The 15,688-nt window shown below is 33.1% G+C and carries 16 protein-coding genes and 1 pseudogene; 13 read left to right on the top strand and 4 right to left on the bottom strand.

What is annotated here, in order from left to right; translation table 11 throughout:
• Positions 1 to 45: 45 nt before the first annotated feature.
• Positions 46 to 1,383 carry an NAD(P)/FAD-dependent oxidoreductase gene (locus V7S50_RS03025; RefSeq protein ID WP_242251993.1) on the bottom strand — a complete coding sequence of 446 codons (1,338 nt, stop codon included), beginning with the start codon at positions 1,381 to 1,383 and terminating at the stop codon, positions 46 to 48.
• Positions 1,384 to 1,648: 265 nt separating this feature from the next.
• Complete coding sequence (locus V7S50_RS03030; protein WP_242251991.1) at positions 1,649 to 2,446, bottom strand: cell wall hydrolase; 798 nt, start codon at positions 2,444 to 2,446, stop codon at positions 1,649 to 1,651.
• Positions 2,447 to 2,740: 294 nt separating this feature from the next.
• On the opposite strand from V7S50_RS03030, the gene V7S50_RS03035 reads away from it, so the two are divergent.
• The 11 genes and pseudogenes from V7S50_RS03035 (at position 2,741) to V7S50_RS03085 (ending at position 11,892) form a co-directional block, all read left to right on the top strand.
• Positions 2,741 to 4,582 (top strand): S8 family peptidase, encoded by a 1,842-nt coding sequence (locus V7S50_RS03035; protein ID WP_242251990.1) that lies wholly within the window; start codon positions 2,741 to 2,743, stop codon positions 4,580 to 4,582.
• Between the two features lie 177 nt (positions 4,583 to 4,759).
• Complete coding sequence (plcA, locus tag V7S50_RS03040; protein ID WP_242251988.1) at positions 4,760 to 5,749, top strand: phosphatidylinositol diacylglycerol-lyase; 990 nt, start codon at positions 4,760 to 4,762, stop codon at positions 5,747 to 5,749.
• A 31-nt stretch (positions 5,750 to 5,780) separates the two neighbouring features.
• Positions 5,781 to 5,894, top strand: a pseudogene (locus V7S50_RS03045) (GntR family transcriptional regulator); the annotation flags it as partial.
• A 214-nt stretch (positions 5,895 to 6,108) separates the two neighbouring features.
• A complete protein-coding gene (locus tag V7S50_RS03050) occupies positions 6,109 to 6,300 on the top strand; it encodes a hypothetical protein (protein WP_242251986.1) in 192 nt (63 codons plus the stop codon).
• A gap of 53 nt (positions 6,301 to 6,353) precedes the next feature.
• Complete coding sequence (gene bshB2, locus V7S50_RS03055) at positions 6,354 to 7,034, top strand: bacillithiol biosynthesis deacetylase BshB2 (RefSeq protein ID WP_242252296.1); 681 nt, start codon at positions 6,354 to 6,356, stop codon at positions 7,032 to 7,034.
• 23 nt (positions 7,035 to 7,057) lie between these two features.
• A complete protein-coding gene (locus tag V7S50_RS03060) occupies positions 7,058 to 7,831 on the top strand; it encodes an alpha/beta fold hydrolase (protein ID WP_336375958.1) in 774 nt (257 codons plus the stop codon).
• A gap of 72 nt (positions 7,832 to 7,903) precedes the next feature.
• Positions 7,904 to 9,337, top strand: coding sequence for a MocR-like pyridoxine biosynthesis transcription factor PdxR (gene pdxR, locus V7S50_RS03065; protein WP_242251983.1), 1,434 nt, complete (start codon positions 7,904 to 7,906; stop codon positions 9,335 to 9,337).
• A 33-nt stretch (positions 9,338 to 9,370) separates the two neighbouring features.
• Positions 9,371 to 9,727, top strand: a complete 357-nt coding sequence (locus V7S50_RS03070) for a CidA/LrgA family holin-like protein (protein WP_242251982.1) — start codon at positions 9,371 to 9,373, stop codon at positions 9,725 to 9,727.
• Between the two features lie 23 nt (positions 9,728 to 9,750).
• Positions 9,751 to 10,422 carry an LrgB family protein gene (locus tag V7S50_RS03075; protein ID WP_242251981.1) on the top strand — a complete coding sequence of 224 codons (672 nt, stop codon included), beginning with the start codon at positions 9,751 to 9,753 and terminating at the stop codon, positions 10,420 to 10,422.
• A gap of 21 nt (positions 10,423 to 10,443) precedes the next feature.
• Positions 10,444 to 10,869, top strand: a complete 426-nt coding sequence (locus tag V7S50_RS03080) for a YfmQ family protein (RefSeq protein ID WP_242251980.1) — start codon at positions 10,444 to 10,446, stop codon at positions 10,867 to 10,869.
• Between the two features lie 165 nt (positions 10,870 to 11,034).
• Positions 11,035 to 11,892 carry a PhzF family phenazine biosynthesis protein gene (locus V7S50_RS03085; protein WP_242251979.1) on the top strand — a complete coding sequence of 286 codons (858 nt, stop codon included), beginning with the start codon at positions 11,035 to 11,037 and terminating at the stop codon, positions 11,890 to 11,892.
• A 26-nt stretch (positions 11,893 to 11,918) separates the two neighbouring features.
• Here the strand turns inward: V7S50_RS03085 and V7S50_RS03090 are convergent, their stop codons facing one another.
• Both V7S50_RS03090 and V7S50_RS03095 read right to left on the bottom strand, forming a co-directional pair.
• On the bottom strand, positions 11,919 to 12,389 hold the full coding sequence (locus V7S50_RS03090) for a CBO0543 family protein (RefSeq protein ID WP_336584245.1): 471 nt from the start codon (positions 12,387 to 12,389) through the stop codon (positions 11,919 to 11,921).
• Positions 12,295 to 13,473, bottom strand: a complete 1,179-nt coding sequence (locus tag V7S50_RS03095) for a DUF2515 domain-containing protein (RefSeq protein ID WP_242251978.1) — start codon at positions 13,471 to 13,473, stop codon at positions 12,295 to 12,297. Before V7S50_RS03095 ends, V7S50_RS03090 begins: the two co-directional genes overlap by 95 nt.
• A 298-nt stretch (positions 13,474 to 13,771) precedes the next feature.
• Here V7S50_RS03095 and V7S50_RS03100 point away from each other — a divergent pair, with 298 nt between their 5' ends.
• Positions 13,772 to 14,758, top strand: a complete 987-nt coding sequence (locus tag V7S50_RS03100) for a UDP-N-acetylglucosamine 4,6-dehydratase family protein (protein ID WP_063221028.1) — start codon at positions 13,772 to 13,774, stop codon at positions 14,756 to 14,758.
• Complete coding sequence (locus tag V7S50_RS03105) at positions 14,755 to 15,666, top strand: NAD-dependent epimerase/dehydratase family protein (RefSeq protein WP_336375957.1); 912 nt, start codon at positions 14,755 to 14,757, stop codon at positions 15,664 to 15,666. The genes V7S50_RS03100 and V7S50_RS03105 overlap by 4 nt, the downstream gene beginning before the upstream one ends.
• Positions 15,667 to 15,688: the final 22 nt, after the last annotated feature.

A 15,688-nucleotide genomic window follows, 5' to 3' on the forward strand; every position in this document is an offset into this window, starting at 1 on the left:
CGTTGTGAACCTTAAAATATTTGATTGGTATCTTAATTAAAGAATTTAAATATTAGATACATATTTTCCAACATATAGCCCACTTGCAGCAGCTTGAGATAATGAATGAGTGATGCCTGAACAATCTCCAACTAAATATAGCCCATTTATACTGGTTTCAAAGTGGTTATTGAGTTTTATCGTAGGAGCATAGAACTTTCCGTCAATTCCATATAATAAAGTATCTGTATCGATCGGTTCTTGGATGAATTGTTCTAAGCGTAATAAAAATTCTTTAAGTCCTTCAATATATAATGGAGGAATTTCTGTATTCAAGTCTCCATAATCTCCTTGTAGTGTAGGCTGTATATGGTTATGTTTCATGTCGTTCGCTGTTGTAGGCTGTTTATTTAGTAAATCCTCTAAGCGCTGTATAACGATTCGATCTCGTCCTTGGTTAATGTTTTTAATAATTGAACTTGCATATACATTTGCTTCTTTGAGAGTTGAAAAATAGCGCGGAATAAATAAAGTGAAATTCAAGTTAGGTGTGCCAGTTCCTTTCTCTCGAAAATTTTGACCGTCAGGCATAACTAAACCTTCTTCATATTTTCTAATAATACGTCCTTTTGGATTCATACAGTAAGTAGTTGCTGTGAAACCTTCATGCTCATAAGAAAGTTTAGTCTCAAATGTATCTTTTAATATAGAACGTAATTGGTGTTCTTTCATCTCTACTCTAATACCTAAATCTACACGAGTTTGTTCCTGAGAAATATTTAGAGAAGTGCACATTTCTTTCAACCAATCCGCTCCGGAACGCCCAGTTGCAAATACTAGTTGCTTAGATTGAACTGTTCCTTCATTTGTCTCAATTGTAAAGTGATCTTTCTGCTTCGTAATATGTTGTACATCTATATGAAATTGTATATTTATTTTCGTAAGTAAAAATTCGTAGAGTTGCTGAAATATGTCACTTGAAAGTGTAGTACCAAGATGCCTTACTTCTGTTGTGAGCATTTGTAAACCACATGCTTCAGCTCTTTTGTTGAGATTTGGATTTTCTGTAGAATATTTTGGAACTGAACTTCCTCCAAATTGACATAGAATTTCATCTACTTCAGCCATAAGCTGCAAAAAGTCCTCTTTACCAACTTTTTGCTCAAGTTCTCCGCCAAATCCGTTTGTATAATTAAATTTCCCTTCAGATTTTCCTAAACCACCAAACCCGAAATATTTATCACATGTAGTACAATTGCATGTTTTCCCTTCGTCTAAAGGACAATGTCGATCTTCTAGCGCTTTACCTTTATCAAGAATTAAAACCTTTTTGTTACTTTTAGCTAGTGAATAAGCCATAAAAATGCTACTTACTCCAGCGCCGATAATTGTAACATCATACATATTCTTTCACCTGCTAACGAATAGTTTGTTTTTTATTTTTCTAGTGTATAACAATTTTATGAAGTTAAGAAATAGCTTTTATTAATAAAGAGGGAGTTTTTGAACTTGATGCTTTTTAATTTCTCCGACTGGTGGAGTAAATACAAATGTTTTTATTTGAAAAAAGAAATAGTTTTAAAAAATCACTATGTCATATGATTAATAAAATCTTACATATAAAAAAACAGACCTTTTAAGTGAATAGGTCTGTTAATGATTTTAAATCTTATTTAGCGAAGACGTGGTTACCGATTACTGCTACTGTTTGACGTGTCGTAATCCATTTGTCTGTTGATGTTTTCGGATTATAGAAATAAAGCCAATCAGAATGTATTCCATTTGTGGAGATAGCCTCTTCTACTGCCATTTTTGCTTCTGGGCTTGCAGGATGATTAATTCTTCCATCTGTAACAGGAGTAAATGCATATCCATATTTAATAGGTTCATAAATAACGCCTGTTATTGTATTTGGAAAACCTTTTGCGTTTACACGATTTAGGATAACTTTTGCTACGGCCACTTTTCCTTTATAAGATTCGCCACCTGCTTCAGCAGTAACTAAGCGTGCCATTAAGTCTTTTTCTTTTTCTGAAATGCTTGTGTTGATTTTTAAATGTTGTCCTGTATAAAGCTTGTTTCCGACTATAGTGTTAATTTGTTTTATAGATTGAACGGTAACATTGTAACGCTTTGCTATCGTTTCTAATGAATCTCCCGGTTGTACTTGATAAATAATTTGTCCAGAAATGTTCGCAGGTTTGGCGTTTTGACGAACAGTGATTTCATTTGAGTTCACGGATCCTGGAATATGTAATTGTTCGCCAATAAAAGCTTGATCGTTTCTTTTATTATTAGCCTGTTTAATGGATTGTATTGAAACACCGTATTGTTTACTAATGCCCCAAAGTGTATCGTTCTTTTTTACTGTATGAATGGTAGAAGCTTCAGCTGTACTTTGACCACATACGAATGTAATTGCAGCCGCAGATAAAGGGATTATATATTTTATTTTTAGTAATTTCATTGTAAATCCTCCTAAGAAAAAATTAAGGTGAAACTGTTAAGTAATGTAGTTTGAAATGTTTATATATGCTATATATCAATGTAAGTATATTAGCACATATAAAATAAATAATCATCAAAAGTTTCTTATTCATGTAGTGTAGAGTCCGAATATGAAATATTGCATATGAAAATACATTGAAGTTCATATTTCTGATTACTATAATCTATTTAGTAGAACGGGAATACGTAATAGAAATAAAATTATTATAGATTAATATAATGATTAATAATTATTAATAGGAGGATTGATGTAATGAAAATATTTCAAAAAATGTGTGCGTCAACTGTAATCATTACAACACTTTTAGGAATAGGAGGAACTGTCAATAGTGTACATGCTGATTCTATAGAACAGCAGAGTAAATTAGGAATAGAACAAGAAACAGATGAGCAAATCATTGTAAAATTTAAAGCGGATTTGAAATTTCCATATGAAGATGGTATTGAAAAACAAATACAATCTCAAACGAACGATAAAGTAATAAAAGATCTTTTGACAGAATATCCAGATGTAACATTTACTCGTTTATTCACATCTGTAAGCCCGGAACAAATACAAAATCTTGAAGTGAAAGCACCCAATAATGTATCTACAAGTTTATTAAACTACTATATTCTTCAAACTCAAAATAGTGGGCATGAAGAAGAACTAGTAGATAAGTTAAAGACATCTTCTTTAATAGAAGATGTGTATATGAAGAAACAAGAAAAAATAACACCACCGGAGGTACAACCATTAAGTATATCTTTTAATCCGAATAACAATCCTAGATATGAAAAACAAGGTTATCTTGAAGCAGCACCATACGGTATTAATGCGCCTTTCGCCTGGGGAGTTCAAGGCGGTAAGGGAAGCGATGTCACCTTTGTTGATATGGAATATGGATGGTTATTAAATCATGAGGATTTAGTACATCAAAATATTGAATTAATGTCTGGAATAAATATAGATCAACATGTCGGTCATGGGACGTCTGTACTAGGAATTGTATCCTCTGAGGACAATAAAGTTGGGAATATTGGGATTGCGCCAAAAGCGAAAGCAAAGGTGATTTCTCAAATAAGAGATAACGGACAGTATAATACAGCTGATGCAATATTAAGTGCTGTGAATCAGTTAGAAGCTGGGGATGTTTTATTATTAGAGGCACAGGCTTCCTTTGATGGATACGGTGATAAATATTTACCTGTTGAGGTACAACCAGATATCTTTGATGCAATTCGTGCTGGTACAGATAAAGGTGTTGTCATTATAGAAGCTGGAGCAAATGGTTGGAATGATTTAGATCAATTTAAAGATAGAAATGGTAAACAAATTTTAAATCGTAATAGTAAAGATTTTAAAGATTCAGGTGCAATTATGGTAGGAGCGGGCTCCTCATCTTTACCTCATGAGCGTATGTGGTTTTCGAATTATGGAAGCCGTATTGATGTGTATGGCTGGGGAGAAAATGTAGATACAACTACAGCTGAGCAAAGTCGAAGTGCTGTAAATCTTTATACATCTAGCTTTAGTGGCACGTCGAGTGCTTCGCCTATTATTGCCGGAGCAGCGACTTTAGTACAAAGCATTGCTAAAGAAAATTTAGGAAAACCATATAGACCGAGTGAACTAAGAGCAATATTAAGCAACCACAACACAGGAACAAAATCTAAAGATCCATATTCAGATAAAATTGGTGTTTTACCAGATTTGAAGTCTATACTGGTAAACTTAGGGTATGGACAAAGAAAACCAAACGGTGGGAATGAGTTACAAGTAACAGAAAATGAACCAAATAATGAGCCTAGACAGGCAAATAAAGTTAACATTCATACACCGGTGAAAGGAACGCTACATAATAGTGATAATGTAGATGTATTTACTTTCCAAATTGACTCACCAGAAAATATTAATATTTCTCTACTAAATGAACAAAATATCGGAATGACATGGGTACTTCATCATGAATCAGATTTAAATAACTATGTAGCATATGGTGAAAATGAAGGAAATGTAATTAAAGGTACTTATAATGCAAGGCCAGGTAAATATTATTTATACGTCTATAAGTATGAGAATAAAGATGGTTCATATGTATTGAATATAAAGTAAACGAAAGGAACTTCAGATGAAGTTCCTTTAAATTTTTCTAATTCAGGATATGTGAATGATTTTTTAACGTTACTTCTATGCAATATTTCATACTTATGAAATGTTATTTATTTTTTACTCACCAGATTATATTATATTCAATAAGTATGATATAAAACAGAAAAAGGAGGAATAATAATGAGCAGTAAAAAATTTATTTTGAAATTATTCATATGTAGTACGATATTTATCACATTTGTATTTGCTTTACATGATAAGCAAGTAGTTGCAGCAAGCTCTGTTAATGAGCTTGAAAATTGGTCAAAGTGGATGCAACCTATACCTGATAATATCCCATTAGCACGAATTTCAATTCCAGGAACACATGATAGCGGGACGTTCAAGTTGCAAAATCCGATTAAGCAAGTATGGGGAATGACGCAAGAATATGATTTTCGTTACCAAATGAATCATGGAGCTAGAATTTTTGATATAAGAGGACGTTTAACAGATGATAATACGATAGTTCTTCATCATGGGCCATTATATCTTTATGTAACACTGCATGAATTCATAAACGAAGCGAAACAATTTCTAAAAGATAACCCAAGTGAAACGATTATTATGTCTTTAAAAAAAGAGTATGAGGATATGAAAGGGGCAGAAGGTTCATTTAGTAGTACGTTTGAAAAAAGTTATTTTGTTGATCCTATCTTTTTTAAAACAGAAGGAAATATAAAATTGGGAGATGCTCGTGGGAAAATTGTACTACTAAAAAGATATAGTGGTAGTAATGAATCTGGAGGATATAATAATTTTTATTGGCCAGATAATGAGACGTTTACTACAACTGTAAATCAAAATGTAAATGTAACCGTACAAGATAAATATAAAGTGAGTTATGATGAGAAAGTAAAATCTATTAAAGATACGATAAATGAAACGATGAACAATAGTGAGGATTTAAATCATCTGTATATTAATTTTACAAGCTTGTCTTCTGGTGGTACAGCATGGAATAGTCCGTATTACTATGCCTCCTATATAAATCCTGAAATTGCAAATCATATAAAACAAAAGGACCCTACAAGAGTAGGCTGGATAATTCAAGACTACATAAATGAAAAATGGTCACCATTGCTGTATCAAGAAGTTATAAGAGCGAATAAGTCACTTATAAAAGAATAAAGATGATGAGAGTAAGAAGCGATAAAATACGTCGCTTCTTATTGAAAATACAGTGTATCTTGTAAATGGGACAATTTTCGAGTTATCTCAATCGATGTTTCATTATGAAAAGACTAAACTTTTAAATCGAATTAATTTCAAATGAAAAAAGAAAATAATTTATCTTGCAAAAAAGCAACTGATCGTAAGTGTTCAGTTGCTTTTTATTTTTAAAGTGGATGAGCAAAAAAACGTAAAAGTGGTTGGTCCGTTTTTTGCAAACATCTATTATGATAAGAGAAGAAAGATAGTATGTTATCAACGTTTTAAAGAGGAAGTTCTTAATAAAAATAGACTAGCCTTAGAGAGGTGAAAATACAATGAGCTTTGCGATTTCACTAGTCGTTATTATTGTAATTATATCACTGTTTGGGACCGTACTAGTTGCACGAAATGTGGAGGAGAATTACGGAAAGTCTACAAAGAAAAATGTAAAAAACTTATCAACTATTTATATTATCCTTCTTTTCGTACTACTTGTTGGAGTAACGTGGTATGCGGTAGTGATTTAATAGTTTTTAAAGAAAAAGATTAATATTGTGTACGATGGAGGAGTATGATTTTGATAAAAAATGAACGCCACGTTTTAATTGTTTTTCCGCATCCAGATGATGAGTCATATTGCGTGGCAGGTACAATTTTGGCTTACGCTCAGCGGAACGTTCCTTTAACTTACGTTTGTTTAACGCTAGGTGAAATGGGGAGAGCGATGGGAAATCCGCCTTTTGCAACACGTGAATCGTTATATGCTATAAGAGAGAAAGAACTAAAGAGCGCTACAAATATTTTAGGGATTAAAGATTTACGTATGATGGGATATCGTGATAAAACTCTTGAATTTGAAACTCCTGGAGAGTTAAGACGTGTAATACAAAAATGTGTAGAAGAATTGAATCCTTCATTGGTCATTTCTTTTTATCCGGGATATGCAGTTCATCCAGATCATGATGCAACAGGAGAAGCGGTGGTCGAAGCGTTATCTAATATTCCTGAAAATAAAAGGCCAACATTTTATGCGGTAGCTTTTTCAAATAATCATGAAGTGGAAATAGGTCCGCCACATTTTAAAAATGAAGTAAAAGAATATGTTCCAAAAAAGCTAGAAGCATTGCAAGCACATGCATCACAATTTGCGACTAAAGTAACGGAACTGAAAAGAGAGTATGACGATGGTGTACCAGAAACAGTCGAGTGGTTAGAAAGAGAACCGTTTTGGATATATCCATTCAAAGATAAAAATAAGTGATGCTACAGCAGAAGGTGATGAATATGTATTTTGAATATAAGAATCGAAAGGTTTTTTACAATATAGAAGGGTCGGGTCCTGTCATATTGTTTTTACACGGCCTTGGAGGAAACGCAAATAATTGGTTATATCAAAGGCAATATTTCAAGGGGAAATGGACAGTAATCTCTCTTAATTTACCAGGTCATGGGAAATCTGAAGGGCTAGAAATTAACTTTAAAGAATATGTAAATGTTTTGTATGAGTTATGCAATTATTTAAAGTTACAAAAAATAGTCATTTGTGGACTTTCAAAAGGAGCTAGGGTAGGTATTGATTTTGCTATTCAATATCCTGACTTTGTTTCTAGTTTAATTATTGTAAATGCATTTCCCTATTTGGAGCCTGAAGATCGAAAGAAACGGCTTGAAGTATATGATTTACTTAGCTTACATGATAACGGGAAAACATGGGCGGATACATTGTTGAAGGCGATGGGAGTAGCAAATAATGAAGTAATTGTCAGGGGGTTTTATCAATCTTTACAGTTTATTAATCCGGTACATATTCAAAGATTATTTGCTGAGTTAGTAGATTATGATCAAAGACCATTTCTTTCGAATATTTCATGTTCCGCTTTAATTATAAGAGGGGAAAATGATGATTTTGTCCCCAAGAAATATGTAAGAGAGTTTGAAAGACGTTTGAAAAATACAACTTTTATTGAGTTTAAAAATAGTGGACACTTACCTTATTTAGAACAACCGAGCAGCTTTAATATGACGGTAGAAAGATTTTTAAATCATGTAATTAATTAATTAATACTATTATTACAGTCAATACTGTTACTAGTGAGTAAAATATAGTTAGTTTTGAGAGGAGGCAACTATATGGAATGGAAACCAAATCGTGCAGATAAAACGCCTGTATATAAACAAATAGCGGATTATATTGAAAGGGGTATTTCTTCAGGTGAGTTTCCTTCTGATAGCAAGTTACCTTCTGAGCGTATGTTAGCAAAAGAGTTACAGGTGAACCGGAGTACAATAGTAGCTGCATATGAAGAATTAAAATCACTTGGAGTAGTAGAACGGCAAAAAGGAAGCGGAACAAGGGTGAATACAGACATATGGGGTGTTTCACATAAACGAATACCGAACTGGGGTAGGTACGTTGAGGATGGATCGTTCTTACCTAATGTACCACTCGTTCAACAAATTAGAACGGAAACACAAAAAGATGACTTAATTAATTTAGCGAGTGGTGAATTGTCACCAGAATTAATTCCGAGTGATAGATTCCGAACGATTTTGTCGGAGAAAACATTTATGGAAAACCTCGGTTATGACCATCCACTTGGAAATGAAATGTTGCGAAAAACAATTGCAGCACATGTTCAGCAATATAAACAAATTGAAGCAGATTCAAATTCTATCCTTATTACATCTGGAGCACAACAGGCACTTAATCTTATCGTTCAATGCTTATTAAAACCTGGCGATGCGATTGCAATTGAGGACCCTTCGTATTGTTTCTCATTGCCTATGTTTAAATCTGCTGGTTTAAAAATATTCCATTTACCTGTAGATCAGCATGGAATGAATCCAGATGACTTAATTGATTTGCATAAAAAGCATCGTATTCGTATGGTGTTTTTAAATCCAGATTATCAAAATCCAACGGGTACTGTGCTTTCATTAGCGAGACGTAAAAAGATTTTAGAGTTGTCTTCTGAATTTGGTATACCGATTGTAGAAGATGATCCGTATAGTTTAACTTCTTTTAATGGAGAAGTGAATCCAACATTAAAATCAATGGATCAAAACGGAAATGTTCTTTATGTAAGTTCATTATCAAAAATTGTTGCATCAGGATTACGTATTGGTTGGGTAATTGGCCCTACGCGTGTAATAGAACGCTTAGCGGATGCGAAGCAGCAAGTTGATTTTGGACATAGCGTATTTACGCAGTGGGTGGCAAATCAATTTTTAGAATCAGAAGATTTTCATGCTCATATTACAATGCTTCGTGGACAATTAAAGGAAAAAAGAGATGCGTTAATTAGAAAGCTTGAAGAAATATTAGGGGACCAGGTTGAATTTTTTGTTCCAGAGGGTGGAATACATTTATGGTGCAAAGTGCAAGGAACGTTTGATGAATATCATTTATTAGGTGAATCTATACGAAATGGTGTAGCGTTTGTCCCAGGAAGTGTTTTAGGTACTAAGAGTGAATATATTCGATTTACTTTTGGGAGAGTAGATGTCGAACAAATTCAACTGGGAATTACGAGGTTTGCGGAAACGTTAAATGAAATTTCATAATAGTGATGCGTAATATTGAAATGAGGAAAAGAAATGAAGTACGTGACGCTTTTACTTCAAGTAGGCGTGTTATATGTATTTAGCTTAGTTGGTACGTGGATTCAGGGAGTGTTCCATCTATCAATGCCAGGAAGTTTAATAGGGATGTTAATGCTGTTTCTACTCCTTTCTACTCGTATTGTACCATTAAAGTGGTTTGAGGAAGGTGCGGAAAAATTAATAGTATTTTTACCGTTATTTCTAATTCCTTCGACAACAGGGCTGATGGAAAACGGGTCTTTTCTTTTCAGTAAGGGGAGTAGTATATTCCTTTTAGTAGTAGTAAGTACAGTAGTGACTTTGATTGTTTCAGGGTATATAAGTCAATTATTAGTAACATCAAAAAAATAAAATCGACAAGGTGTACGATGCAAATGGTCTTCATTATTATTACTGTAGTAATGTATGTATTGGCGACAAAGTTATATAAAAAATTTCCGTTTCCATTTACATTACCAGTGTTAACAGTTACGGCAATTATGATTTGTTTATTTCTGACTTTTGATATTTCTCATCGTGAGTATAGGGAAAATGGGGGAGACATTCTTTCCGGTTTATTGAGTCCTGCAATTGTAGCGTTAGCGATACCTTTATTTAAAGAGCGAAAAATACTTATGAAAAACTTTTTTTCGATACTTATCGGTGTAGCGGTAGGTATAGTGGCTTTAACGAGTATGAATGTAGTGGTTGGTGAGATGTTGAATATAGATAAGGAACTCATATTAACAACACTCCCGCAATTAGCGACGATGCCTATTGCTATTTCATTAGCGGATCAAATTGGTGGTATTCCATCTATGACTTCTAGTTTTGTAGTTGTTGCAGGAATCACAGGTGCTATTATCGGACCAACGGTACTTAAGTTTTTCCGTATAACGAGCACGATTGGAAAAGGAGTGGGAATGGGTTGCGCCTCACATATTATCGGTGTGAGCCGTCTCGTGAAGGAAGGCGAGAAAGAAGCGACGATCGGTTCGGTGACGATGATTGTAACCGGAATACTTATTAGTATAGTCATACCGTATGGAACGAAATTTATATTTTAAAATGTAATGGAGATGATGAAAATGACAACATGGTTTATAGTTACATTATTTATTTTTGGAGCTATTAAAGTATTAGTTTCTAGTATGCCCACTTCTGTTGTAGAATCAATTATTAGTAGATTTGAATTGCATCAAAAGCTTGAGGCGGAGAATACCTCTATATCGATAGAGGGAAAAAATATAGAGGGAGAAATGAAATTACAAGTTATTCATGAATTTAATGAGGCTTTATTTTTAGATAAACATTATTTTCCACCGTACGGGGAAGGCATACCAATTGTTATTAATACGAAGAAAGGGAATAAAGAGATTAGGTTTTCTCTGTATAGCTATGAGGAACACATTGATGTAATAAAGCAATATAAGAAGAAAATCGTTGCCTATCGTTTACGTTCAAAAAGTCTTCAAAACCCTACATCATTAATGGTAACCAAAGATTATGCTTAAGAAGAGATCTATAAGAATCTCTCAGACCGCAGACAAACTATTTTTTGAGAGTTCAGATGCTAAAAAATAGTTTGTCTCTTGTTTTATGGAAGGTTTATCCATTAACATTTATACGTAGTGCTTTCTATGCTACAATTTACTACAAGTGAGGAAGGAAGGTGTCTTATGGAAATATCCGTCTATGTTGCAAGTGCATTCAGCAAGGATCATAAAGGTGGAAATAAAGCAGGAGTGGTATTTATTGAGAATACATTGACCACTACTCAAAAAATGGCAATAGCCAAACAACTGGGCTATGCGGAAACCGCATTTATATCAGAATCTGAAATTGCTGATTATAAATTTCAGTATTTTACACCAAAAGAAGAAGTTGATTTATGTGGTCATGCCACAATTGGCTCTTTCGCGATACTGATGCATTTAAATAAACTTTTCAGGAATCGCTATACGATTGAAACGAACAGCGGTGTTCTTACTATTACCATAAAAGATGACATCATATTCATGGAACAAAACAAACCGATATTCTATGATGTTGTATCTCCAAACGAGTTCATCGACTGTTTTGACATTAAAGCTATAGACAATAAATATCCAATTCAAATTGTCTCCACGGGTTTAAAAGATATTTTAATTCCTATAAAAAGCGAAACACAATTACATACACTGCAACCTAATTTTGAAAAAATTAAAGAAATCAGCAAGTATTATAATGTTGTCGGGATGCATCTATATACTTTTAATGACAATCGTATTATATGCAGAAATTTTGCTCCACTATACGATATCAATGAAGAAGCAGCGACTGGAACTTCAAACGGTGCATTAGCTTGCTACCTTTATGAACAGCACAACTTGCAAAAAGAAGTCTATGTATTTGAACAAGGTTATTCTGTACACTCGCCTTCTGAAATATTAGTTACATTAGCAACCAATAGCAACAATAAAGTAGAAAAAGTTTATGTTGGCGGCAAAGGCTATTACTGTGAAACTAAGTATTTAAATGTAGAAAATATTGAGTGAAAATAAAGAGATTTATAAGGGTCTCTTTATTTTTGTATGAAATAATATATTTTCCAAATAAAAGAAAAGAAAATCATATAACCAAATAAAGAGTATGTATGATTCCAATCTACGCTATGAATAAAGAAACCTAATCTTTCAGCAATCTGTTCAAAAATGCTGGCACAAATACCTATTGCAACAATAAATAGAGTCCTAGAAAATACAGATAATGTTTTTGAAATTTGTATAAAAGTCGTTGTTAAAATTGGTAGTACAAACAAAGTAAAGCCGATGTTAACTGAAAATACGGAGGGAAAGGGTCTAACCGGAAAGGAATATATTTGTTTCGCAATAAAGAAAGCATCTAAGTAAGTCCCGATAATAGAAGAGAGTAAGATTGTAATAACTAGTGCGAAAAGGTTATTCGTCTTCTCGAAGGAGAACATTTTTCTTTGCAAGAATGGCAAGTTCAATTTTTTCGAGCGTTTTACAGTAGTCTTCTGTAATTTGTCCATTTATATTTTCCTCCTTATCCACTAAGTAATTTACAACTTGCCAGTCCGTAAACCAATCTTCACTGTCAACTTCTTCATGCTCAATATCTCGCCATGCGTAGCTGAGTGCAGGGCTGTATATACGATAAGCGCCATTACGCAACTGGCATTTCTTTATTCGGCGCTTATAAAACTCACGGGAAAAAGTTTCATTTACACTTGAAAATAAATGGGGCCAGTAATCTTTCCTTGATCCTGTATGCGGATGATGTTGAGCCCAGCTTATTATTTGGGATAAAACATGTGTATCCCGAAATAATAATGAATACAACCTTTTTCCGATTAAGATTCGTTCATGTAAGGAAGTAAAATGCTTCATTGTATCACCAAATAGTAATACTTTTTGTTTCTTATCATTTTCGTAGAATGGGAAAAGGATATGATTAAACTGAAAAAAATCAAAGAGTTTAAATCCAATACTATTTAGTACAGTCTTTTTAAAGTGTACATTTTGAATCACTCTTTTTTCTAAATAGTTTTGTTCATTAATAATAGTTGCAATCGCTAATGTTTTTTTATTACCTGTTTTCCAAAAATCGTTCCACATCGTTTCCATAAATGTAGAAACATTTAGGTGAGGGAGAAGGTGAAATAGCTTTTGTGATTTTTTTACACTTTGTTCGTACAGCAAAAATTGAGGATAAACATCTTGGAAAATAAGCCAATTCCCTCTTTCTAAAAAAGAAAAAAATGTAATTTGATCTTTCTCTGATAAAATTCTCGTATATAAATCGCCCTTTAAATCAGTCATATTCCAACCGCCGTTACGTGATACCATATGTCCAAGTAGTGCCCAATGTATTTCTGGATATTGAATGTAAAATTGGTAGTATGCGCGTGTTCTTGTAACATTATTTTTATTTAGCTGTTCTGTTTGTATTTTTATGTTGTTGATAATGAGTTGCTCTTCTTTCGTTAATTTATACATCGTGCCAGAATGAATGAGTTTGCTTTTTTGTTTCAATTCATTTTTTACATCAAATAGGGAGAGTGGCAGTGCTTTGGAAGGTCCGTTATATGTATGATTTGAATTGCTTCGGTACATTCCGTTACCTCCCTTTTTCATAAATTTAAACATGACTATTGGCTATGAATCATTCTATTTATTTTATTACGAGTATAAGAAATAAATGAGCGGTGTTTTTTTACAGGGAATTTAGTTATCATGCAAAACAGTATAAAAAACCTTACTGTTGTAAGGTGAAATGAAAAACCGAAACTATATTTAATAGTTTCGGTTTTTTTATTTTGTCAATTAAATGTAACAAACGACGATTATGATTTGAATCAATTGAAAATAATTCAATAAATTTTAATTGAAATGCTTGGTAGGAGGAAAAGAAATGCTAGATAAAATAATTTTAATTACTGGTGGCACAGGCTCGTGGGGACATGAACTTATAAAACAACTATTAGAAAAATCACCGAAAGAAATTAGGGTTTTTTCAAGAAATGAAACGGTTCAGTTTGAAATGCAGCAACAGTTTATAAATGATGATAGATTAAAATTTATTATTGGAGATATTCGTGATAAGCATCAATTAATCTATGCATGTCAAGGTGTACATTATGTATTCCATCTTGCAGCTTTAAAACACGTTCCAGTATGTGAGTATTATCCTTATGAAGCTATAAAAACCAATATACATGGTACGCAAAATGTAATTGAAGCATCTATACAGATGCAAGTTGAGAAAGTTATATATGTTTCAACGGATAAAGCAGCCGATCCATCAAATACGTATGGGATGACAAAAGCAATTGGTGAGAAGTTAATGGTTCATGCGAATGTACAAACGAAGAAAACAAAATTCATTTGTGTTCGTGGTGGAAATGTTTTAGGGACGAGTGGAAGTGTGGTACCGCTTTTTAAAAAACAAATTAAAAAATCTTCACAAGTAGGGATTACGGATGCAAATATGACTAGATTTTTCTTAACAATTGAAGATGCTGTTGGATTGTTATTTAAAGCCGTATATCAAGGTAGAGGCGGGGAAATCTTTGTTATGAAAATGCCGGCATGTAAAATAACAGATTTAGCAGAAGTGTTAATTGAAGATTCAAAAAAAGAAAATGTGAAGTTAACAGAGATAGGGATAAGGCCGGGTGAAAAATTAAGTGAAATGCTTTTATCTGAGGTAGAGAGTAAAACGAGTATAAGTTTTGATCAAAATTATTTTGTAGTACTACCGACTATGCCTATAGAAGGGCTTCAAGAATATTATGCTAGTTATCCGCTTGTGGATGTGAAGAGTTTTAGCTCTCAACAAGACTTACTTGCAAAACATGAGGTGAAACAAATGTTATTAAAAGGAGGTTTTTTACAATGAAAAAAAATGCGAGCCTTTTAATAACAGGTGCAAATGGTTTTACAGGACGCCATGCTTGCCAATATTTTTTAGAGCAGGGCTTTCATGTAATTCCTATGTTTCAAAATTGTACACATAGAGAAAAAAAAGAAAATAGTATTATTTGTAATTTAACAAATAAGAGCGAAGTAATGAAGGTGATTAAACAAATAAAGCCAGATTATGTATTGCATTTAGCAGGAAGGAATTCGGTCATAGAGTCTTGGACAGCTGCACTTGAATATGTAGAGATTAATGTAATAGGGACGTTATATTTATTAGAAGCAATTAAGCAAGAAGCACAACATTGTAGAACGTTAGTTATAGGATCTGCTTTGCAAGCAGATAGTATAAACGAAATAAAAATTTCAAATCCATATAGTTTAAGTAAAACGATGCAAGTCATTATTGCAGAGGCTTGGGGCGGATTAATGGATTCAAATATTATTATTGCAAAGCCCTCAAACTTAATTGGTCCAGGAGTATCAAATGGCATTTGTTCGATTCTCGCAAAAAAAATGATAGATATAGAATCAGGTAGAAGTAAAGCCATTATTGAAGTAAACAGTTTGAAAGATAGCAGGGATTTTTTAGATGTACGTGATGCGGTTAAAGCGTATCATGTGTTATTACGAGATGGAATAAATGGAAAACAATATAATGTCGGGTCAGGAGTGAAACGATCTTTATTAAATGTACTAGAACAATATAAAGAATTAACAAAGCTAAATTTTTTCATAGAAGAAACAGTGAAAAGTGGAAGCGACTCAAATGAGAGTCTAGAAATAGAGGAAATAAAAAGATTAGGTTGGATCCCAGAAATTCAATTTCATCAATCATTAAAAGATGTAATTGAGTATGCAAAGTGTAATGACATCTGCATTCAATGAAAAATATAAAGGGTGTAAGAAA

This window comes from Bacillus sp. CCNWLW194 (genome assembly GCF_037120585.1).
GTDB lineage: Bacteria > Bacillota > Bacilli > Bacillales > Bacillaceae_G > Bacillus_A > Bacillus_A basilensis.